Annotated in this window: 19 protein-coding genes and 1 pseudogene; 8 read left to right on the top strand and 12 right to left on the bottom strand. The window is 70.1% G+C overall.

Annotated elements, in window-relative coordinates; translation table 11 throughout:
* Positions 1 to 50: 50 nt before the first annotated feature.
* On the top strand, positions 51 to 2,621 hold the full coding sequence (locus tag ACFY1T_RS16475) for a tetratricopeptide repeat protein (RefSeq protein WP_390788720.1): 2,571 nt from the start codon (positions 51 to 53) through the stop codon (positions 2,619 to 2,621).
* Positions 2,622 to 2,826: 205 nt separating this feature from the next.
* On the opposite strand, the gene ACFY1T_RS16470 is transcribed toward ACFY1T_RS16475, so the two are convergent.
* A complete protein-coding gene (locus tag ACFY1T_RS16470) occupies positions 2,827 to 3,720 on the bottom strand; it encodes an NADP-dependent oxidoreductase (protein WP_390788719.1) in 894 nt (297 codons plus the stop codon).
* 70 nt (positions 3,721 to 3,790) lie between these two features.
* Between ACFY1T_RS16470 and ACFY1T_RS16465 the strand changes: the two genes are divergently transcribed.
* The 3 genes and pseudogenes from ACFY1T_RS16465 (at position 3,791) to ACFY1T_RS16455 (ending at position 5,155) form a co-directional block, all read left to right on the top strand.
* Positions 3,791 to 4,366, top strand: coding sequence for a TetR/AcrR family transcriptional regulator (locus ACFY1T_RS16465; RefSeq protein WP_390788718.1), 576 nt, complete (start codon positions 3,791 to 3,793; stop codon positions 4,364 to 4,366).
* Between the two features lie 3 nt (positions 4,367 to 4,369).
* A pseudogene (locus ACFY1T_RS16460) lies at positions 4,370 to 4,453 on the top strand (AraC family transcriptional regulator); the annotation flags it as partial.
* A gap of 204 nt (positions 4,454 to 4,657) precedes the next feature.
* The gene (locus tag ACFY1T_RS16455; RefSeq protein ID WP_390788717.1) at positions 4,658 to 5,155 is read left to right on the top strand and encodes a DUF1877 family protein; all 498 of its coding nucleotides are present in this window, start codon (positions 4,658 to 4,660) and stop codon (positions 5,153 to 5,155) included.
* A 520-nt stretch (positions 5,156 to 5,675) separates the two neighbouring features.
* Here ACFY1T_RS16455 and ACFY1T_RS16450 read toward each other — a convergent pair.
* From ACFY1T_RS16450 to ACFY1T_RS16435, 4 genes are all read right to left on the bottom strand, one after another.
* Positions 5,676 to 5,975, bottom strand: a complete 300-nt coding sequence (locus ACFY1T_RS16450; RefSeq protein WP_390788716.1) for a hypothetical protein — start codon at positions 5,973 to 5,975, stop codon at positions 5,676 to 5,678.
* 95 nt (positions 5,976 to 6,070) lie between these two features.
* Positions 6,071 to 7,081: a hypothetical protein gene (locus ACFY1T_RS16445; protein WP_390788715.1), complete on the bottom strand. Its 1,011-nt coding sequence runs from the start codon at positions 7,079 to 7,081 to the stop codon at positions 6,071 to 6,073.
* A gap of 115 nt (positions 7,082 to 7,196) precedes the next feature.
* The gene (locus tag ACFY1T_RS16440; RefSeq protein WP_390788714.1) at positions 7,197 to 7,676 is read right to left on the bottom strand and encodes a hypothetical protein; all 480 of its coding nucleotides are present in this window, start codon (positions 7,674 to 7,676) and stop codon (positions 7,197 to 7,199) included.
* Positions 7,677 to 7,916: 240 nt separating this feature from the next.
* A complete protein-coding gene (locus tag ACFY1T_RS16435; protein ID WP_390788713.1) occupies positions 7,917 to 8,903 on the bottom strand; it encodes an alpha/beta fold hydrolase in 987 nt (328 codons plus the stop codon).
* A gap of 140 nt (positions 8,904 to 9,043) precedes the next feature.
* Here ACFY1T_RS16435 and ACFY1T_RS16430 point away from each other — a divergent pair, with 140 nt between their 5' ends.
* A complete protein-coding gene (locus ACFY1T_RS16430; RefSeq protein ID WP_390788712.1) occupies positions 9,044 to 9,655 on the top strand; it encodes a helix-turn-helix domain-containing protein in 612 nt (203 codons plus the stop codon).
* A gap of 213 nt (positions 9,656 to 9,868) precedes the next feature.
* On the opposite strand, the gene ACFY1T_RS16425 is transcribed toward ACFY1T_RS16430, so the two are convergent.
* The 4 genes from ACFY1T_RS16425 to ACFY1T_RS16410 form a co-directional block, all read right to left on the bottom strand.
* Complete coding sequence (locus tag ACFY1T_RS16425) at positions 9,869 to 10,717, bottom strand: glycosyltransferase (protein WP_390788711.1); 849 nt, start codon at positions 10,715 to 10,717, stop codon at positions 9,869 to 9,871.
* A gap of 5 nt (positions 10,718 to 10,722) precedes the next feature.
* Positions 10,723 to 11,364 (bottom strand): hypothetical protein, encoded by a 642-nt coding sequence (locus ACFY1T_RS16420; protein ID WP_390788710.1) that lies wholly within the window; start codon positions 11,362 to 11,364, stop codon positions 10,723 to 10,725.
* 68 nt (positions 11,365 to 11,432) lie between these two features.
* Positions 11,433 to 12,404 carry a carbohydrate kinase family protein gene (locus ACFY1T_RS16415; RefSeq protein WP_390788709.1) on the bottom strand — a complete coding sequence of 324 codons (972 nt, stop codon included), beginning with the start codon at positions 12,402 to 12,404 and terminating at the stop codon, positions 11,433 to 11,435.
* Between the two features lie 1,265 nt (positions 12,405 to 13,669).
* Complete coding sequence (locus tag ACFY1T_RS16410; protein WP_390788708.1) at positions 13,670 to 13,927, bottom strand: hypothetical protein; 258 nt, start codon at positions 13,925 to 13,927, stop codon at positions 13,670 to 13,672.
* 137 nt (positions 13,928 to 14,064) lie between these two features.
* Between ACFY1T_RS16410 and ACFY1T_RS16405 the strand changes: the two genes are divergently transcribed.
* Both ACFY1T_RS16405 and ACFY1T_RS16400 read left to right on the top strand, forming a co-directional pair.
* Complete coding sequence (locus tag ACFY1T_RS16405; RefSeq protein WP_390788707.1) at positions 14,065 to 17,142, top strand: NACHT domain-containing protein; 3,078 nt, start codon at positions 14,065 to 14,067, stop codon at positions 17,140 to 17,142.
* 479 nt (positions 17,143 to 17,621) lie between these two features.
* Entirely contained in the window at positions 17,622 to 19,013 is a 1,392-nt protein-coding gene (locus ACFY1T_RS16400) for an NAD(P)/FAD-dependent oxidoreductase (RefSeq protein ID WP_390788706.1), read from the top strand.
* Between the two features lie 240 nt (positions 19,014 to 19,253).
* On the opposite strand, the gene ACFY1T_RS16395 is transcribed toward ACFY1T_RS16400, so the two are convergent.
* Positions 19,254 to 19,757, bottom strand: a complete 504-nt coding sequence (locus tag ACFY1T_RS16395) for a GNAT family N-acetyltransferase (RefSeq protein WP_390788705.1) — start codon at positions 19,755 to 19,757, stop codon at positions 19,254 to 19,256.
* Positions 19,758 to 19,847: 90 nt separating this feature from the next.
* Here ACFY1T_RS16395 and ACFY1T_RS16390 point away from each other — a divergent pair, with 90 nt between their 5' ends.
* Positions 19,848 to 20,171 carry a hypothetical protein gene (locus ACFY1T_RS16390; RefSeq protein WP_390788704.1) on the top strand — a complete coding sequence of 108 codons (324 nt, stop codon included), beginning with the start codon at positions 19,848 to 19,850 and terminating at the stop codon, positions 20,169 to 20,171.
* A gap of 196 nt (positions 20,172 to 20,367) precedes the next feature.
* On the opposite strand, the gene ACFY1T_RS16385 is transcribed toward ACFY1T_RS16390, so the two are convergent.
* The gene (locus ACFY1T_RS16385; RefSeq protein WP_390788703.1) at positions 20,368 to 21,306 is read right to left on the bottom strand and encodes a glycoside hydrolase family 16 protein; all 939 of its coding nucleotides are present in this window, start codon (positions 21,304 to 21,306) and stop codon (positions 20,368 to 20,370) included.
* Between the two features lie 317 nt (positions 21,307 to 21,623).
* Positions 21,624 to 22,097, bottom strand: a complete 474-nt coding sequence (locus ACFY1T_RS16380; RefSeq protein ID WP_390788702.1) for a hypothetical protein — start codon at positions 22,095 to 22,097, stop codon at positions 21,624 to 21,626.
* Positions 22,098 to 22,173: the final 76 nt, after the last annotated feature.

Below are 22,173 nucleotides of genomic sequence, written 5' to 3'. Positions count from 1 at the left end.
ATTCGACGGAACGGCGGTGCCCCGGGCGCCGCCGTTCCTACGATCGACCGGTGACCGACGAAGAGAACGGCCGGGCCCCGCACCGCGAACCGTCCCCCGGCCAGACGCCCCGCGAATGGTTCGCTGAGCTGCTGCGCGCGCACGTGCGCGAACGGGGCGGAGGCTCGTACAGCGAACTGGTGGAGGCCACCGAACGGGCCCACCTGCCCGTGGCCCGGTCGACACTCGGCGACGCCCTCTCCGGCAAGCGCACCCCGAGCCCGGAGACCGTCCAGAACCTGGTGACCGCGCTGCATCACCGGCAGGGGCTGCCCGGCCCACCCGAACTGCTCGCCTGGGAGCGCGACTACGAGTACCTCCTGGACCTCGAGGCTGCCCGGCGCACGGGCACCCGGTCGGTCGCGGACGCCCGCGCCGCCTCCGAGGGGCGCACCTGGCCCCGCCGGTTCGGCCCGCTGCCCGAACCCGCCAGCGCGTTCCTCACCCGGCCCGCGCTGCGCGTGCCCCCGGGACCCGGACGGTTCCTGCTCACCGGAGCGGGCGGAGTCGGCAAGACGCAGACGGCCGCCGAGTACGTCCGCGCACGCCTCACGGCAGGGGATCTGGATCTCGTCGTCTGGGCGACGGCCGCCACCCGCGAGGACCTCGTGGCCGACCTCGCCGAAGCCGCCGCCGAACTCACCGGCACCACCCGCCCGAACGCCGAGGACACCGCCGCCCAGCTCGAACGGTGGCTGGCCCGCGCACGACGCAGCTGGTGCGTGGTGATCGACGACCTCGCCCGGCCCCAGGACCTCGAAGGACTGTGGCCGCCTCATTCGCGCAACGGCGTCACGCTGGTGACGACGCGCCGACAGGACGCGGCCCTCCAAGCCCGCGGCACCGTCGTCGACCTCACCCTCTTCGACGAACAGGAGTCCCTGGCATACCTCACCTCCCGCCTCGGCCCGCACCGTGCGACCCCCGAAACCCTCGCCGACCTCGCCGACCTCACCGCCCTTGCCGCCGATCTCGGCCATCTGCCCCTCGGACTCGCGCAGGCGGCCACGTTCCTGCTCGACAACGGGATGAGCCCGGCCGCGTACCGTACCCGTCTCGCCCGGGAAGGCGCCCGGCTCGCCGACCTGGTGCCCGACGAAGCACTCCCCGACGGCTACCCGCTGCCCCTGTCCGCAGCCTGGTCGCTGTCGGTCGAGCGGGCCGACGCGCTGCGCCCGAGCGGCGTCGCCGGGCCCGTCATGCACGTCCTCAGCCTGCTGGACGGAACGGGCGTCCCCGGTGAACTCCTCGCCACCCCGGCCCTGTCCGCGCTCGCCCCGCACCCCTCCGAGTCCGCCGCTCGCGACGAAGTCCACGACGCGGTGCACAACCTGCGGCGCCTGAGCCTGTTGTCCGTCGACACCACGGCCACCACACCGCGTGCGGAGACGGATCCGGGCGCCGGCCCCGGCGAGGGCGGCGCGCTCGCGGGCAAGGCGATACGCATCCACACCCTGACCCAGCGCGCCACCCGCGACCTACTGGACCCGCCCGAGCGTCGGACCGCGGTGAGCTCCGCCGCCCAGGCCCTCGTCGAAGGCTGGCAGACCCCTGGCCTTCCGGCCCGACTGGACCGGGCGCTGCGCGCCAACGCCTTCACCCTCGCCGGCCGCGCCCAGGACGAACTGCTCTCCCCAGCACCCCACCCCGTGCTCTACCGCATGGGCCACAGCCTCGGCGATTCCGGTCAGGCGAGCGCCGCGCTGCGCCATTTCCGCGGTCTGCGCGAAATCGTCGACGCCCGCTTCGCGCCGGACGACGAGATCAGCCTCGACACCCGGGGACACCTGGCATGGTGGCAGGCGAAGGCGGGCGACCCTGCGGGCGCGGCCCGCGCGTACGCCTCCCTCTACGCCGACCAGGCACCCTTGTACCCACCCGACCACCCCGGCCTGCTCCAGACCCGGCAGAGCGCCGCCGTCTGGCAGGGCGCGGCCGGCGACCCCCACGCGGCGGTCGCCGAACTGAAGTACCTGTACGAACTGCGCGTCAGGCTGGGGCGTGCCGCGGAGCGGGACACCATCAGCAACCGCAACCACCTCGCCAACTTCCTCGCCGCCGCGGGAGACCACGCCGGAGCCCTGGCCCTGCACGAAGCGGCCTGGCTCGAGGACGAGGCACGCCTCGGGCCCGACCACCCCGATGTCCTGCGCGCCCGTTCGGCCGCCATGCACCATCGGGGGGAACTCGGCGACGTGGCGGGCGCGCTCGCCGCCCTGCGGGACCTCCTCGAAGTCCAAGAGGCCGACGACCCCGACGGCCCCGACACCTTCGCAACCCGCGCCCGCATCGCCGACTGGACGGGACGTGACGGTGACCCCGCCACGGCGGTGGCCCTGCTGGGCCCGCTCCTCGCCGACCGCCTGCGTGTGATGGGCCCGGAGCACCCCCACACCCTGGGCACCCGCATGGACCTGGCCCGCTGGCGTACCGCCGCCGGAGAACCGGCCCGTGCCGCGACCGAACTCACGGAGCTCCTGGCCGACGAGGAGGAGCTCCTCGGCCCGGACCACCCCGCCCTCCCGGTGACCCGCGCCGCCCTCGCCGACGCCCTGGACGCGGCCCCGCCGGATACCACCTGACCCGCGGAGCCTGCGGACCGCGACCGGTCGAATCATCGCGCGGGGGAGTGCCGGACCCGCTCGCCCCGGCGACATCGACCGGACCGTGTCGGCGGACTCCACCGCCTGCCGGGCTCATCGGCATGCCGCCGGGGCCAGGAAAGGAGGGGGCACCGGTCCCGTCAGAGCTTGCTCACCGCGCGGACCGGGCCCGGTGGACCGCGGCTCAGATGACCAGGACCCGGCGCCCCCGGGTGTGGCCGGCGCGGCTGTCGGCGTGTGCGGCGGCCGCCTCGGCGAGCGAGTACGACTTCTCGACCGGGATGTGGAGCCTGCCCCGGCTGATGAGGTCGACGGCCTCGGCGAGTGCGTCCGGTACGCTCCCGGCCACGCCGGAGAACCGCACGCCCAGCTGTGGCGCATCGAGGTCCGCGATGGAAACGACCTTGCGCGGATCTCCGGTCAACTCGACGAGTTCGCGCACCACGCCCGAGCCGGCCAGGTCGAGGGCCGCGTCGACACGGCCCAGTTGCCGCACCCGTTCGACCCAGCCCTCGTGGTACGTCGTGGCGAGGGCGCCCATGCCGCGCAGGTAGTCCTGGTTCGCCGCCCCGGCCGTGCCGATCACCCTGATGCCGCGCGCGCGGGCGATCTGGAGCACGGCCGACCCGACACCGCCCGACGCGCCGCTGACCAGCAGGCTCTGCCCGGGCCGGACGCCGACCTCGCGGATGATGCGCAGGGCGGTCTCCACCACCGAGGGGTACCCGGCAGCCTCCTCGAAGGCCAGCCCCTCGGGCATTCGGGCCCAGGCCGACAGCACGGCCAACTCGGCGTACGTGTCGAAGCCTTCGCCGAACACGCGGTCACCGACCTCGACTCCCTCCACGCCCTCGCCGACCTGATCCACCACCCCGGCGGCGTCGAGTCCGACCCCGGCGGGCAGTTCGACCGGATGGGCTCCCAGCACCTGCCCCTCCCGAATCCTCCAGTCGACGGGGTTGACGCCCGCCGCTCGCACGGCGATGCGTATCCGGCCGGGGCCCGCCTGGGGCTCCTCGGCTTCCACCAGTTGCAGGACCTCGGGACCGCCGAACTCGGCGAAGCTGATTTTCCTCATGCGGCCGACAGTAGCCCTAACAGTTAGGGTTTAACAACGGTCAGGGATTCATACCTGGTAGTGTCATGGCATGATCGAGCCGTCCGGACGCCGCGAACGCAAGAAGGCCGCGACCCGCCAGAAAATCGCTGACACCGCACTGCGCCTCTTCCTGGAGCGCGGGTACGACGCCGTGGGCATCCGCGACGTGGCGGCCGAGGCGGACGTGGCCGTCACCACCGTCTTCGCGCACTTCGTCTCGAAAGAAGCCCTGGTCTTCGAACGCGACCAGGACTTCGAGCAGCGCCTCACACGGGCGGTTGCCGACCGGGCTCCGCACGAGCCGCTCATCCCGGCGCTGCACCGTGAGGTCCAGGTCCTGGTACGCCACTGCACGGCGGAGGGCACTGCCCCCGTCCGCCGGATGATCGAGGGGTCACCCGCCCTGAGGGAGTACGAGGAGTCGATGAGCCTGCGTCACGCGCAGGCGCTGGCCGAGGCGATGGCAGCCGATCCCCGCCTGTCCCGGAGCACGACAACCTGCCGGGCGACCGCGCGGTTCGTCATCGACGCCTACGCGCTGGCCTGTTGGGCGGACGATCCCGGGGCGACGGTGGACGAGGTCTTCCGGATGATCGAGGCGGCCTGGGAAGCCACAGCGCCCTGAGCCGGATGCGACAGCCCCTCACGGTTCAGCCGTGAGTACCGCCGCCAATTCGGTGCACCGCCCAGCGAGGCCGCCGCCCGCCTCCACCGGGTCTCCGCCACCGCCTCCCGCACGTCGGCGCGAGTCCGGCAGATCCCGTCACGCGTACCGGGGCGCTCGAGTGCGAGCACACCGGGGAGTCACGTCCGAGGTGGAGGCCACCCGCCGCGAGCCCCGGCAGCCGGCCTTGCCTGGCCTGTTCACCCTCCGGACACGGTTGTCCTGTCAGTGCCCGTTCCTAGAGTGTGGGTCATGAGCATGATCGGGCGGTACCTCCGCCTCACCCGGGCCGAATTCGAGCGCGCTTGCCAGGACCCGCACTGGGCGGCCGAGCGCGCCCGCGCGCTGTACGAACGCGACGACGCGGCCGCCACCGCGCGGGTGCATGAGACCGACAAGGCCTGGCACGCCCTCGATTTCCTGCTGAACCGGCGCGGCTTCCCGGTGGACGTGGTCTACGGGGAGGCGGACATGCCCTGGCCGGAAGGCGAGGACTGGGGCTACGGTCCGCCCCGGCTCCTGACCGCCGACCGGGTGCGCGCCGCCGCCGACGCCCTTGAGGACCACGCTCCGGACACCCTGACGGAAGGTGTCACTCCGACGGATCTGGCTGGCGCGAACATCTACCCGACGACCGTCTGGGAGCGCGGCGAGGAAGCGGACTGGGTCGCAGCGCACTGGGCGGACCTCGCGAAGTACCTGCGCGCTGCGGCCGGAGAGGGCGACGCGCTGCTCCTCTGGATCACCTGAACCAGGTCGAATCGCCCCTTCCTCACAGAGCGGTTCCGTGAGTGTCCACTCCGGTCGCATGCGGCACGCACGCGCCAACGCGGTGCTGCCTGGTCGCCGCCGCCGGGCAACCACCCGTGGGCCTGGCCCTCGACGGACGGCTTGTTCGTCATCAACTCCAAGAGGAACGGCTACCCGTCGGTGACGGCCTCAGCGACGGAGTGGCTGGAGGTCCGGCCGTTCTCCTCCACCGTGGGGGTGGGCAGGCGGCACGGCGGCCGTGCCCCGAAGACCCCAGCGCTTGCCCGGCACTGGGGCTGGGGCAGGGGGACCTAGACGCGCATGACAAGGCGTTTGCGACACCAGGTACGGCCCTGAAGGAGTTCCTCGTCGAGGCTCACGCCAGCCCAGCCATGGCAGCTGGATGAGCTCCACCGGGTTCTTGCCGCGGCCAACGAGCTGTCCGTGCAGCTCGATCCTTCGCCTATCGCGGTCGAAGAGCGCTTCCTCGAGCCTTTACGCCATGGCGAAGCGACGTGGGTCAGCCCGCCCGCCGACTGGCGGTGGATTGTTCAGCGTCATTCCACATGATGGGCATGGCGCCGACCGGTGCGAATTCGACCTGTGGATCGGAGCTGTGGACCAGACACATTACGCGGCGTCCGAACAACGCGGCCCGGCGGGCGTTGTCCGCGACGATGTCCAGGATGATCTGCGCGCTCTGCGGATGTGCTGCGGCGAAGACATCGAAGTCGGTGAAGACCAGGACCAGGCCGGTGGCCTCCGGGTCGATCCCGTAGGCGGCGTAACTCTCCTCGCCGGCCCCAGGCGATGAAGTCAACGGTGTTTCACATCACCGTACTTGGCCCGGGAAAACCGGAAAGCCAAGGCTCGACGAGCGAGGGCGGGGTCCCATCGATGCGTCGTCGACCAGCCCTACGCGGCCCTCGGAGCCGAGCTCGGCGCCGGCCGGGCGTGAGAGTGGTTCGGGCCGTAGACGGAGCCGGCATCGGCCCCGCAGTCAGTTGTACTGTCCAGCGCCGATCGCAGTTGTGCGTAGCCAGGGGCGAGCAGTCGCAGCTGTGCTGCTGCGGTCTGGTCGTCACCGTGTACCAGCGGGTACTGCAGGCCGCCCAGGATTCTGGCCTGATGCCGGGCGACGGATGCTGCGCCCGGCAGGCCGATCTCTTCCAGGCAGGAAGCCGTGTCGCTCAGCCGTCGTGCTCCGACCCGGACCCCGAACGCCGTGAGCAGTGTACGGATGCCGGGGGGCGTGCCCTGCGCGACGATGTCGGCGACTGCCTCGACGGCGGCGGCTCCGCCCAGTGAGCCCGCTGGCATCGGTAGATCGTCACGCCCGGCCAGCCACCGATCGGCGCCCGGCAGCGATCGCCTGAGCGCGTCGAGAGCGGCGACCGGGCGATGACGCACGAAGCCGGTCCGCAGCACGAACGGGGCATCGATGTAACTGACCGTCCTCGCCTCCCACGCGGCGAGGAAAGCCCGTATGGGCAAGGTCGCGTACGGGTGGCCGTGGGGATCGTGGAGCTCGACGTGGTCCGGTCCGGCAGCGAGCACCACGACGTAGTGGTCACCGCCGTCGGCGTGCGGCGTGCCGGGCTGGTACAGCAGCAGACCCATGTCCACCGGCCCGACGAGGGCCGGGCCCCGCGCGCAGGCGGTGCGCAGCCGTTCCAGCGCCTCACCCGGTGTTCCGCCGTCGCTGCGCGTACAACTCCAGCCCAGGAGATCGATCGCGGCGTCGAGTCCGGCCTCGGGGTGCCAGCCGTAGGGGTCGAACAACGGCAGCGAACCACCTATGAGCTGGGCACCGAAGGGGGAGCCCGTCAGCGTCTCGATGACGGCGGTGGAGGGGGAGTGCTCACCCAGCATCATGGCGAGCGAGTTGGTGTAGCAGTACGGGCCGGAACCGATGTAGCCGAGCACGGGTAACCCTTCGAGGGACGAACCGGATCTCTGCCGGTGCGGCATCAGCCAACCCCCTCACACGATGTGAGGGTCAACCCGTTGAGATGCAGGATGCGCTGAGTTCTGCCGCCTTTCAGTCGGAGATCTGTCCCGCCTCCGGCTTGGGGAACGCCATCACGTCCCACCCCATGGGCCAGCCGTGCGCGCTGCGCTGGGCGGTCTCCGCTTCAAGGCGCCGTGGCACGCGCCGCAGCCACCACTGTCCTTCTTGGTCATCCCGACCCGGCCAGCCCACGGTGGTGGAGTGAAACCTGCGGTCGATCTCATCAAGTTCAGGCTGACGGATGGCACGGACTCGTGGCGGCAGGAGGCGCCAAAGGCGGGCCAACGCCGTGCGAAATGCTAGATCGTCTGAGAGTTCCGGAGCCGACCATCCGTACCCCTCCTCCACCTCGTGCACCAACTCGTTCCACTGCTCAAGGAGCGAGTTGAGCGTCCGGGTCTGCCCAGCTCCCCTGGAGCCAGCCGTGGTGCGGACAGCCGCACGCACCGCCTCGTACTCCTCGGCCGTCAGGAACACTTCATCAGCCGGCTTTGGTGCAATGGGGTCCATACCTCGACTATCCCAGGCCTCTCCACCAGGGAGTGATGCCCGATACGCGGCAGATACGACATTGGCATGGCCGCAAGCGCCTACCTGGGCGGAGCTCTCACGGAGCAGCGGTCAGAACCATCTACCGCGTTGAGTCACACGAGTTGTGAACTTGACAGGCAAGGTGGCCGACCTGTCCGAAAGAAGGCCGTATCGCCTACGTGAGTGGGGTGTCCGGGGCCGGCTGCTCGGCGCTCTGGTTCAGCCCTGGAGGGCGTTGAGCCACTCGGTCAGCAGGCGGTTGACCTCGTCGGGGCGTTCCTGCTGGACCCAGTGGCCGCAGCCTTCCAGCAGGTGGGAGGCGGACAACGCGGGGAGGGTGGTGGGGTAGGCTTTGATGGCGTCGGCCATCCAGGCGGTGGAGGCGTCCAGGGTGCCGCCGATGAACAGGGATGGCTGTTTGATCGGGGCGCCGCGGTGGGGGGCGAGGTCCTCCCAGTCACGGTCCATGTTGCGGTAGCGGTTGAGGGCGCCGGTCAGGCCGGTCCGCTCGAACTCCGCGACGTAGAAGCCGAGGTCGTCCTCGCTCAGCCAGCCGGGGAGCTTTCCGGCGGGGAAGCGGTCGCGCAGCCGGCCGCCGCGCGCGACGAAGTGCGGGTCAGGCTCGCCCTGGGCGGGCATGGTGTCGGCGGACAGCGCCGCGTAGAAGCCGGCGAGCCAGCCCCGGACGTCGGGCTCGATCTCCGCCTCGGCGCGGCCGGGCTCCTGGAAGTAGGAGACGTAGAACTCCTCCTCAGCGCCGCCGATCCGGCCGAAGATGTCGGTGGGGCGGGGGCCGCCCGGCGGCGCGTAGGGGACGCTCAGCAGGCCGACGGCGCGGAAGACCTCAGGTTGGAGCAGAGCGGAGGACGCGGCGATGCCGGATCCCCAGTCGTGGCCGACGACCACCGCGCTTTCCGCACCGAGGGCGCGCACCGCGGCGACGTTGTCCTCCACCAGGTCGAGCATCCGGTACGAATCGGTCGCGACGGGCTTGGAGGAGCGGCCGTAGCCGCGCACGTCGATCGCCACCGCCCGGTAGCCGGCGGCGGCAAGGGCCGGGAGCTGGCGGCGCCAGGAGTACCAGGACTCGGGGAAACCGTGCACGAGCAGGACCAGCGGGCCGCTGCCCTGCTCGACCAGGTGCAGGCGCCCGGACGGGGTCTCGATGGTGCGGTGGCGGAGCTCTATGGTCGGCTCGGGCCGCATGGGCTTCTCCTTCGTTCGCGGGCGGAGGCGGGTACCCGTCGATCATGCGGCGCGGCGGCCGTCGGAAGCGATCAGCGTTGCCATTCTGGCAAGCTGGCAGGACAGGGCGGTGGACGGTGCGGCTGGAAGGAGCGGGAACGGTGACGGGCGACGACCTGGCCGGCGTGCTGGCGGCCATGGGGCCCAGGCTGCGAGCCGCGCGCGAGCAGCACGGCGCCACACTCGCCGGTATCAGCTGTGCGACCGGCATCTCGCCGAGCACGCTGTCGCGGATCGAGACAGGCCGACGCAAGCCCACCCTGGAAGTGGTGCTGCTGCTGGCCAAGGAGTACGGCGTCTCCCTGGACGAGCTGGCCGGTACCGCACCCGCCCCTGTGGCCGAGCCGCGCACCTTCGCGCCGCTGGGCCTCGGCGACGCCAAGGCGGTGCTGCCGCTCACCCGGTACGTCGGCGGCTTGCACGCCCACAAGCACGTACTGCCCGCCGTCGAGGATCCGCCCGTGCGGCCCCGGCAGGTCTCCCACGAGGGCTACGAGTGGCTGTGCGTTCTGTACGGGCGGCTGTGGCTCGCGCTGGGCGACCAGGATCTTGCCCTGGCCGCCGGGGACGTCGCCGAGTTCGACACCCGCACCCCGCACGGGGTGGCGAACGCCGGCGCCGGCGGGCCGGTCGAGTACCTGATCTTGTTCGGCCCGCAGGGCGAACGATTGCGGCCTCGGACCAAGCCGGCCCCCGGTCACGGGGCCCGGTAGCCCGCGGCTCCGTGGCCGATCCAGACCGGCGCCGCTCAGCATCGCGCGGCGGCCGCAGCACTCCAACGGCCTTCAGCAAAGCAGGACTGGGGGTCAGCGCGCACTGGTCACCGGCGCCTCCTCCGGCCTCGGCGCCGCAACGGCCCGGGCGTCGACACCCTGGCAGTCCGCGACGTCGCGGTCGGCGAGCGTGTCGCTGGGCCGACGGCGGCATCACCGCCATTGTTGGTCGTTGAGCCGCGTTGTTCCGGCAGCGATCATGGCGGCGATGGCGTCGAGGCGCTCATCGGCTTCTCGGAAGCCGGGCTGGTGGGTGACGCTTGCGCGGTGTCTCCGGTACAGGTAGACGTCATCTGGGACCCAGACCCCGCGGTATCTGCTGGTGAGTACCGCCCACAGGGCTGTGTCCTCAGCCCGTCGGCGGTTGTCCTGCGGCCAACCGCCGACGGAGCGGATTGCTGCCGTGCTGGCGAGAGTCGCAGTGCAGAGAAAGGGCAGACCGCCAAGCTGCAGTTTGGCCTTCCAGAAGGAGTGGGGCTCGATGGGGCCAGGGGTGAAGTGGTCCGTTGGCCCGTCCCATATCCTGCGGCCTTCTTTGTCGGTATGGGGGCAGCGGCCGGCGGCCCAGGCTGCTTCAGGGGTTGTTTCGATGGCTTGCAGGAGAGCGCACATGCCCTGGGGGAGGATTGTGTCATCGCTGTCGAGGGTGATGATCCAGGGGGCAGCCACCCGGTCGAGGCCGGCATTACGGGCGGGCCCCGGTCCCGGCGGCCCGGGATTGGTCAAGACGGTGACGGGCACTCCTGCCTGGTGTGCCACATCGCGTATGAGCGCCAGCGGATTGGGTTGGGTCCCCGCTTTGGCTCGTGTGAGCTCTCGGGGTGCCGTGGCGGGACGGGGAGGGTATTGCAGCCCGTCCGACACGACAATCCACTCCACGCCGCGCCGATCGCCGCATGCGACATTGCTGAGCCCGGCCAGGGAAAGGCCGGCCTGGAGCAGCAGCTCGTACTCGGGCCTGCCCATCGCTGTGATGGCGGCGAACAGCGGCCCGGTTGCCATGACGCCTACGGCCTTTCGCCTTCGCGCGGTTGGCGATTGAAGAGGTGCTCGTGGTGGCTGAGCCAGAGCAGCAGCACCTCCAGGTAGGCATGCAGGGATGCGAGATCCGGATAGGGATAGTCGATCTCCGTGCCCGCCTGCGGGAAATTGACCCTGAAGGTCTGGTGCGCCAGACGGAGCCTGTCCTCGCGAAGGCCGCTGAGGTCGAGGAGCTCCATCAGGCACAGCGGTACCCACTGCTGGTACTTGTCCAGCCAGAACTGGCTTTCGTGGGACTTGGTTGCGTTGATGACGACGAGGCGGGCGCGCTGGCACAGCTGGACGAGACGTGCCCTGGCTTCGCCGAAGGAAGAGGCAGGGACGTCGGCCAGGAAATCGGGCCCGTAGAGGCGGATGCCCGATCGGGCGACGTTGGTGAAGAAGTGGCGACTCCATCCTGGATGGATGCCGGCGGTGATCTCCTGCTGTTTCAGGAGCGTCACCTCGGCTCCGGGAAGACTGCCTCGCACCGCTGCCGCGCAGTCGAGTAGATCAGGAGTGCGTGTGGAGTCTGTGACGGCGATGAGAATGTCGATGTCGCTTCGGCCGGGCTGGTAGTCGCTGCGCAATGAGCTTCCGTACTGCCACGCCGCCAAGACGAACGGCATGCTCGCCAGGAGCCGAGGGAGGCCGAACCCTATGGGGCCGGGGGAGTAGTGGCGGGAGACTGCGTGAGTCACGGGCGCTCACCCAGGCGTTCTATGACCTGTGACCAGGGTGGTGGAGAGGAGGTTCGGCTCTCCGTGGCGAGGGCTCCCCAGGCGGCGCCGACTTCCATGCATCGTTGGAGCGGAGCGTTGTTCACCCATTCGTGTAAGAGTCCGGCCAGGTAGGCGTCGCCAGCGCCGGTGGCGTCAACCGGACGTGCCGGGACCGCGGATTGGATCAGGCTGCTTCCGTCGCGGAGGTACGCGCGAGAACCGTCCCCGCCGTCGGTTACGACGATGGCCTTGAAGCGGTGCTGCTGCAAGACGACCAGAGCCGGGTCTGCGATCTCGCTACGGGAGCCGATGGCGAGATCGGCCTCGGGGCGATTGAGATCTTCCAAAGCCCTCAATCCGACGACCGTACGGCAACCGGCAGCCCGGGCCTGCCTGAGGCTGTTGGCCAGACCCGGTCTCCACTGTGGGAAGACCATTACGTCCTCGGGTCGTAGCGCGATGTCCGTGACGTCAATGTGGCGGATGAGGTCGTCCGTCAGCCCGACGATGGTCCTCTCGCCATAAGGATCCACCAGGATCATGGAGAGCGCAGTGGGGCCGGGAACCGCGCGCAAGTGCGTGGCCAGGCCGCGGTCGGCCAACTCAGCGAGCAGCCATGCCGCGCGCTCGTCCGTTCCCAGGCATCCGACCACGACGCACGGCACGTCGGTGTCCGAAAGCCCGCACGCGATGTTGACTGCGCACCCGCCGATCCGCTGGGTCGTGCTCGTTGCCTGGGTGAAGCCCCCCGAGGTAATGCTCCGTGAGACGGCTGCGATCACATCCACTGCAACTCCGCCGACCACAAAAACTGATGGGCAATCAGCTTCTCGCGACAGGAACTTCGTTACGGCCTGGTCTGCGAGCTCCGGCGGGCGTGCTGCCTGCGATGAAGGGCCGCCGCATTGGTCCTCTGCGGTACGCCGTGGTATGTCGCCTGGGCACATGGCCGCCATAGTGGCAGCGCCGCCAGCCGCCGACAAGGAGGCGATCCCGTCACATCGCACGGACCCCGCTCACAGGGTTGCTCGTCGTAGTGACGGTGCCGACGGCTGCCACCGATCTGGGTAGGCGCAGTGGCACAAGCAGAACCGGCCTGGTGGGAAGATCGCGTACGGTCCGATTCCGGGACGGCAGCATTCACTGCATGCGTCGGGGCCGACGGAAGTCGCGCCCAGGATGCGGCCGTTCGAGTACTCCAGCCGTAGATCTTGATCTTCACGGCCGGGCGGCGGCCTGCCTGCGGTCATGACACTGGTGTGCACGGGCTTGATGCCGGCGTCGCCAGTGGTACCGGCGCAGAAGGTGGGCGAGGCCTTCGATTGGGCGGATCAGTGCTGCGAACAGGTGCTGGACCTTGCTGCGGGTCCTGGGGGCCAGACTGTCAGGGATGGGTCGGTCGCGGCGTTCGACAGCTGCGGTGACGGCGAAGAGGGCGTGGGCCGAGCATCGCGTGGGTGACCTGGCGGCGCCGGGAGGCCCACCGACGGACCTTTCTTCGGATCATCTCGCCGACCAGATGAAGACGGCTGCCGGGAGGAGTCTGGCTAGGTGGATGGTGCAGGCCTTGTCGTGGCGAGTGGCCAGGCCACGCCACTGCTGGAGCGTGTTGATCCAGTGTTCGACGGTGTCGCTCTGCTTGTAGGCCTCGTGGTCGAAGACGGGTGGGCGGCCGCCGAATCGGCCGAGCCGTTTGTGGTTGGCGGGATGGTCGGCGGGGTGCGGGATCGCTGCCCGGAGTCCACGGCGCCGCAGATGGCCGTGGATCGCCCGCGACGAGTGGGCCTCGTCAGGATCATGTCCGGGGTGATCCTGGGTCTGTCGGTCTGCCGAGCACCCTTAAGCAGGCCATGAACTGTATGAATGCGGATGCGTCACCGGCCTGGCCCGGCGTGAGCACGAATGCCGGAGGCCTGTAACGGCTGCTGGCGGCGAGCTGGATCTTCGTGGACGACCCATTCCAGGCCGCCCTCCGCGTCGGCCTGCGCGAGCAGCGTGGTGAAGACCTTCCCCAGGTGCCGTCGGCCGCCCACACCCGCAGGCGGTTGTGGGCGGCCGTTCCGCGACCCGAGGTGCTCGGGTAGGTCCATCCATGACGTCCCGGTGTGATATTTGAACGCGATCGCGTCGATCACCTGCCGGTGTTCATGCCACCGCCCACCCCGGCGAGGCGTCCAGTCCGCCAACGATCAGATGATCGGAAAAACGCAGCCTAGGCTCGGCGCTCCGGACCGCCTCGGCGGCTGGCGGGGGTCCGGGCTGGCGGCGACGGTTCACCACGCCATGCCCGGTGTGCGTCCAGCAGTTCGGCGCGCTGCTCCGGGTCCGTGTCGCGCAGCACCATCCGCAGGGTGATCAGGTCCCGCAGGCCCCGCGCCAGAGCGGCGGGCGACCGGTGAGTCCCCCGCAGCAGACGCACGAGCAAGCCGAGAACGAAGGGTGCGGCGATCAGACCTAGTTGGGGGTCCACGATGAATGCTCCTCGTACTCCGTAGGTGTCGGTTCGGGTAAGGCCCCGGCCGACCCGGCAGTACCAGGGATAGTCTCGACACGTGTTCATTGGGGTGATGTGAACCGGAACGCAAGGCCTGGTCAGGGGAGTTACGGGTGGACGGTGTGAGCGGCGCGGGCCCTGGCGGGGCGCAACGGGAGCTGATCGCGCAGATCCGCTCGGCGCTGGCCGGCCGCCGACAGAGTGAAGTCGCCAAGGAAGCCGCGATCCAGCCCGCGACTCTGAGTAACATCCTGAACGCGAAGACCGTTCCCACCCTCACGACCCTCGACCTCCTCGCCCGCGCCCTCGGCATCACCGGATCGGACCTGGTGGAGCTGCACCGGCTGCGGGAGCGCGCGGACGCGCGCACGCGCCGTATCCACGTCTACCTCACGTCCGCCCACAACGCTGCGCGCGAGCACCCGTATGCCGGTGTGCTGCCGGGCATTACACCGCCCTTGGCGGCGGTCTACCTCGATCAGCGGGTGGAGCACGGTGAGTGGCCGCTCAAGGCGGGCTCCGTGCCTGCCGACGACCTGCTGGCGGGCGGGGGTACCTGCGTGGTGCTGGCGGGTCCCGGCGGCGGCAAGTCGAGCCTGCTGCGGACCTGGCTCCGCCGGGGGACCGAGCTCTGGCTGGAGGGGCGGGGAGGTACGTGGGTGCCCGTACTGGTGCCCGCCGCCGCACTGGTCCACGCGCCGCTGGCCGACGCAATATCCGACTGGGTGAACGAGGAACTCGTCGGCCTGGTGGAGAGGCTGCCGGCAACCTTCTTCAGCACCGCACCGCAGCCGGGCGCGGGCTGGATGGTGCTGGTCGACGGGCTCGACGAGCTCACCGACGAGGCCTCGCGCCGCAAGGTGCTGCGCCGCTTGGCGGAGACCTCCTGCGGGGAAGGCTTAGGCCTTTACCGCTTCATCGTGGCCACCCGCCCCCTGCCAGGCCCGGAAATCGACCTCCTGGGCCAGGACGTCCCCCGCTACGAACTCCAGCCGTTCGGCCGCGACGACCTGCCACGCGTCGCCGGGAGCTGGTTCCGGTGCCTGAAGGTACCGGACCCGGAAGGCACGACCCGCAGGTTCCTGCGGGCGCTGGAGCAGACGCGGCTCACGGCACTGGCCCACGTACCGCTCATGACGGCGATGCTCTGCCAGCTCCACGCCGCCGACCCGGAACAGCCACTGCCGGCCGGCCGGGGCCAGCTCTACCGCGATTTCACCGAATTGCTGTACCGGCACCGGCACCGGGTCGGCGCACCGGATGTTCTGCCTCGGACCGCCGCGATCCTCCCGCCCTACCGGGCGGGGGCACTCACCGCAGCCGAGGAGGCCCTCGGCCGACTGCCCGCGATGATTGCCCACCTCGCGGCAGAACGCCTCACGGGCAGCAGAGTGCCTGCGATCGACTTTCTTTCCTCCCACCCCGATGCCCGACGGCCTCCGCACGTACCCGAGGGCGACTGGCGGGTGTTCCTGGACACCGCCGCCCGGCGCAGCGGCCTGCTGGTTCCGCGCGGCGGCGATCTCGTGTTCCTGCACCAGACGCTGCTGGAGCACCTTGCAGCCCGGCACCTCATGAGCGATCCACGAAGGGGCCAACGGGCCCTCGGACGTGCATTCCATCCGTACAGCAGGAAGAAACGGGGCCCCGTCCCATTCTCCGTGTACCTCCCCGATGCCCCGCGGGGCATCAAACCGCGCCCGTGGTTCCTGCCGCACTGCCGACCGCCCGCCGACCTCTCCACTACCGCGTTCCTGCTCGACGCAGCCCACGAGGCGAGGCTGACCCTGCGCCGGTCACCACTGAAGAAGCTGGCCTCGCGGGGCGGCCTGCCGGGCTGGCGCTTCATCGCCGCCCTCGCAGCCATGGGGACGCCGCTGCCCGACGACGTGGTCGTCTCCGTCGCCGAATCACTCCATGCCGTGACCGCCCCCTCGCAGGGCAACAGGTACCGCGGACAGGCCGCCGAAGCCCTGGCCCGACTCGGCGACCCCCGGGGCCCCGACCGGCTCCACGACCTCACCTCGGAACCCGACCTCTCGGACTCCGACCGTCTGAAGGCGGCAGAGGCCCTTGTCCAGCACGGCGACCCCCGGGGAACGGTCGTGCTCCTCGCCATCGCGCGCGATGCACGCTCCGACAGTGACGTCCGCACCAGGGCCGCGGCCGTGGCGGCCCGGACCGGGGACCCCCTCGCCGCTGACGTGCTTTACGCGCTGGCCCTCGATCCTGAGATCGTCGACCAAGACCGCATCGAGACCGCCGAACTGGCTGCCGCAACCGGCGACCCGAGGGCCCTGGACCTCCTCCACACCCTTACCTTCGACCCGACCGTCCGTGACGAGCTCCGCGCGAAGGCGGCCGCCCTGCTGGCTTCGTCCGGAGACCTCCGCGGGGCAGAACGACTCCGCACGCTCGGCCACTCCCGCGATGTCACCTGGCTGGGCCGGCTGGCGGCGGGTGAAGCACTGGTGGGGCTCGACAGGCACGAGGCCGCCGAGGTGTTTCACTTGCTGGCCTCGGCGCAGGCGAAGTTTCCAGTGATGAGCCCCTTCGCGCATAGCGTTCGTGTCGACGCCGCGTGGCGGCTGTCCGAATTCGGGGATCCACGCGCGTCCGCCCTGCTTCTCTCGATCTCCCGTGACACGAGCGTCGGGCCCTTCCCCCGGGTGTACGCGGCGGGCCTCCTGGCCGCGCTGGGCGAGTCGTCGGCAGCCGATCAACTGCACATGCTGGCCAAGGCCTCCGAAATCGCCGCCGAAGCCCGGTTCAGAGCCGCCGTGGCACTCTTTGGCCTGGGCGATCTGAGGGCAGCCCCCATGCTCCACCTTCTGGCGGTGCTCCCCGAACTCCCGGACCACCTCAAGATTCGGGCTGCTTGGCATCTCGTCCAACTCGGCGACGCACAGGCCGCCGAGCTCCTCCGGACACTGAACACTCTGGTGGCCCCGGGCCCCTTCGACGGTCACCGGCAGTGCGTCCTGCAGCTACTTGCCCAGCTCGGAGACCCGTATGCCAGCAAGGCAGTGCCTCGCATCCGGAAACACGAACCGAACCGCGCACAGAGGATCCTCAGGTTGCTCGTGTTCCAAGAGCCGTACCGTGTCAGGGCCAAGAGGGGCGAGGAAGTCGGTCCCCCGGCCGCCGACGGAAGCACACACTCGGACCACGGCTGGCCCCATCCCGGTTGAGCTCGACACCGGCGAGCACCACGGGCCTCGCTGCGGCCTGCGACTGCACACCTGAACCGCACCGCCCACGCGTTCGAGGCGGCGGCCGCCGGACCAGGTTCCACCATGGTGCTCTGAACTGCGCAAGACTGAAGAGGGGGGATCCGAGGGTCATTGGAATCCGGCGGAGCCGCTTCACCGGCCGGGCGGGCTGCTCGGCTTCGGAGAGGGCTGCACTGCTTGGGGACATGCTGCTTCCCGCGGCCCTTGCCCGGCTCTTGGCGCTTGTCTCTCATATCGCCAATGACGGCGACCGCTTGCTTCGCGTGCGTGCAACCACGGCAACAAGACCGTGCGCGCCGAGCAGGGGTCGCCCATGACGTGGGTTCGGTGGCCGTCAACGTCCTCCGGATCCAGTCCGCCCTGTTTTCCGCGTGCATGGAAGGGCCTGCCGGGGAAGGCGTGCCGGTGACCCGTACAGCCGAGAAGGGACGGACACCATGGTGCGACCGAGGATCGTGGTCATCGGCGCAGGCTTCGCCGGCGTCGCCTGCGTACGCCGCCTGGAGCGGACGCTGTCACCGGGGGAGGCGGAGATCCTGCTGGTCACTCCGTTCTCCTACCAGCTCTACCTGCCCCTGCTGCCGCAGGTGGCCTCCGGGGTGCTCACCCCTCAGTCGGTGGCGGTGTCGCTGCGCCGCAGCCGCCGCCATCGGACCCGGATCGTGCCCGGCGGGGCCGTGGGCGTGGACACCCGGGCCAAGGTCTGCGTCATCCGGAAGATCACCGGGGAGCTGGTGGACCAGCCCTACGACCACCTGGTGCTCGCACCGGGCAGCGTGACCCGCACCTTCGACATCCCGGGCTTGGCGGAGCACGGCCGCGGCATGAAGACGCTGGCCGAGGCGGCACACCTGCGCGACCACGTGATCGCGCAGCTCGACCTGGCCGATGCCGCCGCACCGGGCTCGGCGGAACGGGCCTCACGCCTGGGCTTCGTCGTGGTGGGCGGCGGTTACGCAGGCACGGAGACGGCCGCCTCCCTGGAGAGGCTCACCACGAACGCCGTCGGCCGCTACCCCCGGCTGGACCGCCGCGAGATCAGCTGGCACCTCGTGGACGTGGCCCCGAAGCTGATGCCCGAGCTCGGCGACCGGCTCGGCCGCGCAGCCCTGGACGTGCTGCGCCGCCGAGGCATCGAGGTCTCCCTCGGCACCTCAGTCGCCAAGGCGGGCCTCGAGGACGTCACCCTCACGGACGGGCGCGTGCTGCCCTGCCGCACCCTCATCTGGACGGCCGGCGTCGCCGCGAGCCCGCTCATCGCCACACTGGGCGCCGAGACCGGGAAGAGCGGCCGGCTCGTCGTCGCCGCGGACCTGCGGGTGCCAGGGTTGGAGGGCGTGTTCGCGCTCGGTGACGCAGCCGCCGTGCCCGACCTCGCCGCCGGCGGGGACGGTACGGTGTGCCCGCCCACCGCACAGCACGCCGAGCGCCAGGGCAAGGTCGCCGCCGACAACGTCGCAGCCACGCTGCGGGGCACGCCGCTGCGTCCGTACGTCCACAAGGACCTCGGACTCGTCGTGGACCTCGGCGGCCGCGACGGCGTCTCCCGGCCGCTCGGCATCGACCTGCGCGGGATGCCCGCCCAGGCAGTGGCCCGCGGCTACCACTGGGCGGCCCTGCGCACCGGGGCCGCGAAGACCCGGGTGATGACGAACTGGCTCCTGAACGCCGTGGCCGGCGACGACTTCGTCCGTACCGGCTTCCAAACGTACAAGCCGGGGACGCTGCGCGACTTCGAGTACACGGACCACTACCTCACCACGGAAGAGGTACGGGCCCGCGCAGCAGCCGGAGACGGCTCCGCCGAGCGAGACCGTCATCAGCAGTAGTCGGAGCCGCCACCCCACGAAGCACTTGCAGGCCGCCGGGTCAAGAACATGAAGCGGGCCGTGTATCTCTCCCCCCGCCGGCACGCAAGGCTGCGACGTCAAGGCCTCCTGATGGTCGGTGATTCGACACCAGCGAGCCGTTCAGGAGGCCCTCCTCGTATGCACCGAGCACCTGACGCCCACCCAAGCGAGACGGCCGTTCGAGGACCAAGCCCCACGAGCGTTCAGGACAAAAGCTGATTACGCGTCGGGGTGTTCCGGCAGGGCGAGCCAGTCTGACCAGGAGATCTCGCGGCCTAGGAAGCGCGGCTGCTCGAACGGCCAGTCGGCGGCGATCCACTGCGGCACCAGCTCGTCGAGGGCTTGCTCGACCTTGCTGTCCACCAGTTCGTCCACCACCCACCAGGAGATCTCTCCGTCCGCGCCGGCCTTCTCCGGTGGGTCGATGTAGACGCAGCCGAGCAGAGCTGTCTCCTCCGCGTCGAACAGCGCGTAGTTGAAAGACTGGTGTGCGGCGATCTCCTTCTCGTGCCGCAGCAGATCGGCCTGGTCGGCCTCGTAGGTCATGTCGGCCGCGGGCCAGCCCCAGGCTGGGCCGAAGATGGTCCACAGCCGCTCGCGCGAACCCATCACAGCCGGATAGTCGAGGGGGGCGTCCGCCTCCCGGATCGGCCGCAAGTGATGACCACTGGTCGGCAGCGGTACCAGGACGGGATGGACGAAGTCATTGGGAAGCCAGCTCATAGCGCCCGACCGTAGCAGCGCGCGACCGACTGGGCCGTGCTCGAGGGCAGAGGGTTGGCAGACAGGTTGGCCGGTGACGGGGATCCCGCCGTGCAGGCAGCGGCTCAGGACTTGATTGCCGCGATCGACAACCACGTGTGTGGGGCCTGCCAACCACGAGCTGCTGCTGCACGGCACCGGTCAGCAGCTCGCGTACTACTCCACGTCCTCCCGGGGGCCAAGTTCGAGCCCTGCCAGGAGGCTTCCGGCTCCGACCCGCACCTGACCGAGGGCAAGTCCGTCGCCACCTGCGAGATGTTCCTCGTTCCCGAGAACGTACAGCCCGTGTTCGTGGGCTTCCAGGGTGACCGGGACTACCGCGACCCGACTCTGGAGACCGGCACCGCGCCCGAGGTCGTATGGAAGGCGGGCTGACGGTCCCGGGGTCTGTGTGATGTCGTGAAACACCGCCGACCGGACTGCCTCGTTGCCGGCAAGGCTTCCGGCCGTGGGGCCGCGTCACCAAGTGCCGGCCCGCCGTGCCGTCGAGCGTGACGAGGCGGCGGTGGCCGAAGGCTGCTCGTCGAGCCCGCGACTCCCGCATGCGGCTGAACGACGCGCCCCGACCCGGTCAGGACTTCGGCACGGTGTTGATGTAGTCGGTACCTGCGCTGTAGAAACCGTCCACCGTTTTCTGGACATCCGCCAGAGAAACAGCCTCAGCCGCCTTGTAGTAGAACCAGTTGACCTTCATGTCCCATGTGCGCAGACCACCGGCGAAGGGAAGGTCGATGAACCAGTTGCTGAAGTGGACATCCATCTTCTCGCGCGGGACGTACTTGCCGGAACTGGTGAACAGGTCCTTGCCGTCCAGGGAATAGGTGACCTTTTGGTTCACGGCGGTGATCATCATTATGTGCCAGCCCTCAATGTGTCGCTTGAGCGCGTGGGTGACCCGGTCCGGCGGATCGGCCTGGTACCAGCTCGTGGTGTCGAGTTGAGGACCCACCGAACCCCAACCGCCGTTCGCCATGTACTCGTAATCGAGTTCGCTGTAGTTCGGCGAGGAGTCCGAGGCGGAGATCGGAAAGAAGGTCTGGACGACGTGGTCGCCGTTGCGACCGCTCGTGGGCTTGTCGCCGAAGTAGACCCGGGCGGCGTAGGTCCCCGTGAAGAGCGGGGTGCCGGTGCTCTGCACCTCGACCTGCTCGGTGCCCTGCCTGGTGCCGTCGGTGGAGGCCTGCAGCTGCAGGACCCTGCCCCCCTGGGCGCTCGTGTCGGCTGGGAAGCCGGCACGGGCGGTGGACCAGCTGTCCTTGATCCCCGGGCCGCCCCCACCGGTACGGACCTCCCAGCCGTGGGCAGCGAGCGAGGGGTCGTCGGGGCCGCTGTAGTGGAAGCCGTCGAACAGGGTTCCCGGCGGACCGGCAGGGGCCGGCGAGGCACTGGGGGCGGGCGCGGCGGCATCGTCACCGGGGCTGCTGGAACACGCGGCGAGTACGGACAGGAGGGCGGTCAGCGTGGGCGCGGTCCACGCACGGCGACGAGAAGTGCGGCGGGGCTGGCTCACGCGGGCTCCTTGGGGCGTAGAGGCGGTACCGGGACGCGCCCTTTATGTGAATAGATCAATTGCTGATCACATGCGGGGGTCATCCTAGGTTCGAGATGGCCATCTCGGTGGCCACCGAGATGGCCACCGAGATGACCGCAGAGGTGACCTCGGCGCCCCGGCCACCGCGGTCCCGGTGAAACGGCGGGCCTACTAACCGGTATCACCAATTCCATTTCGATCCGATCACGACCCCTGAACGGATCGTGCCAAATGGTCATATCGAACCCAAGTCGCCTCAGCCCGGTGCACTAGCGTTCGCACTGCGGTCCCGCGGTCTACGTACCCTGCAATGAAAGGCCCCGCAAGGTGCGCCCAGTCGGCATTTCCATCGAACGCGGATCGGCGCGCCAGGCGCAACCTGACATGTTCGAGTCGAGGTTTGACGAGTTCGCTCCCGCGCCGGTGTTCGTCGACCAGTCGGGTGTGCGCGGCCGTCTGTTGCGGGGCTTCGGCTGGCCGGTCTCCGTGGTCGGCGCGATCCTGGCGGTCGCCATGGGGAGCAGCCTGATCGGTGTGCAGGCGGACGCCCCGGCGATGGGGATCCCCGCGCAGCCCTCGCGGTCGCCCGCCCCGCCGCCCTCACCCGTGCGGTCGCTGTCGCCCGTCGCGTCCTCCGTGTCGCCCTTCCAGCCCTCACTCCGGACGGCCAGGCCGTCTGCCACAGCTCGGACGAAGACCGCGGCCACCACATCGAAGACCGCGGCCACCACATCGGAACCCTCGGCCACCACCTCGAGGGCCTCGACCACCGCGCCGCAGGGTGCCAGGCCATCGGGGCGACCGGCCAAGCACCCCTGATCGCCCGTACCACCATCTCCAGGAGCG

Source organism: Streptomyces sp. NPDC001194 (genome assembly GCF_042896985.1).
Classification (GTDB): domain Bacteria; phylum Actinomycetota; class Actinomycetes; order Streptomycetales; family Streptomycetaceae; genus Streptomyces.
This window is presented reverse-complemented; position numbering and strand designations above follow the sequence as displayed.

Bases quoted from the DNA above. Each gene is read 5' to 3' on its own strand.
- ACFY1T_RS16470 (WP_390788719.1), bottom strand. From the start codon at position 3,720: ATGAGGAAAATCAGCTTCGCCGAGTTCGGCGGTCCCGAGGTCCTGCAA.
- ACFY1T_RS16465 (WP_390788718.1), top strand. From the start codon at position 3,791: ATGATCGAGCCGTCCGGACGCCGCGAACGCAAGAAGGCCGCGACCCGC.
- ACFY1T_RS16455 (WP_390788717.1), top strand. From the start codon at position 4,658: ATGAGCATGATCGGGCGGTACCTCCGCCTCACCCGGGCCGAATTCGAG.
- ACFY1T_RS16440 (WP_390788714.1), bottom strand. From the start codon at position 7,676: ATGGACCCCATTGCACCAAAGCCGGCTGATGAAGTGTTCCTGACGGCC.
- ACFY1T_RS16435 (WP_390788713.1), bottom strand. From the start codon at position 8,903: ATGCGGCCCGAGCCGACCATAGAGCTCCGCCACCGCACCATCGAGACC.
- ACFY1T_RS16425 (WP_390788711.1), bottom strand. From the start codon at position 10,717: ATGGCAACCGGGCCGCTGTTCGCCGCCATCACAGCGATGGGCAGGCCC.
- ACFY1T_RS16420 (WP_390788710.1), bottom strand. From the start codon at position 11,364: ATGCCGTTCGTCTTGGCGGCGTGGCAGTACGGAAGCTCATTGCGCAGC.
- ACFY1T_RS16415 (WP_390788709.1), bottom strand. From the start codon at position 12,404: ATGTGCCCAGGCGACATACCACGGCGTACCGCAGAGGACCAATGCGGC.
- ACFY1T_RS16400 (WP_390788706.1), top strand. From the start codon at position 17,622: ATGGTGCGACCGAGGATCGTGGTCATCGGCGCAGGCTTCGCCGGCGTC.
- ACFY1T_RS16395 (WP_390788705.1), bottom strand. From the start codon at position 19,757: ATGAGCTGGCTTCCCAATGACTTCGTCCATCCCGTCCTGGTACCGCTG.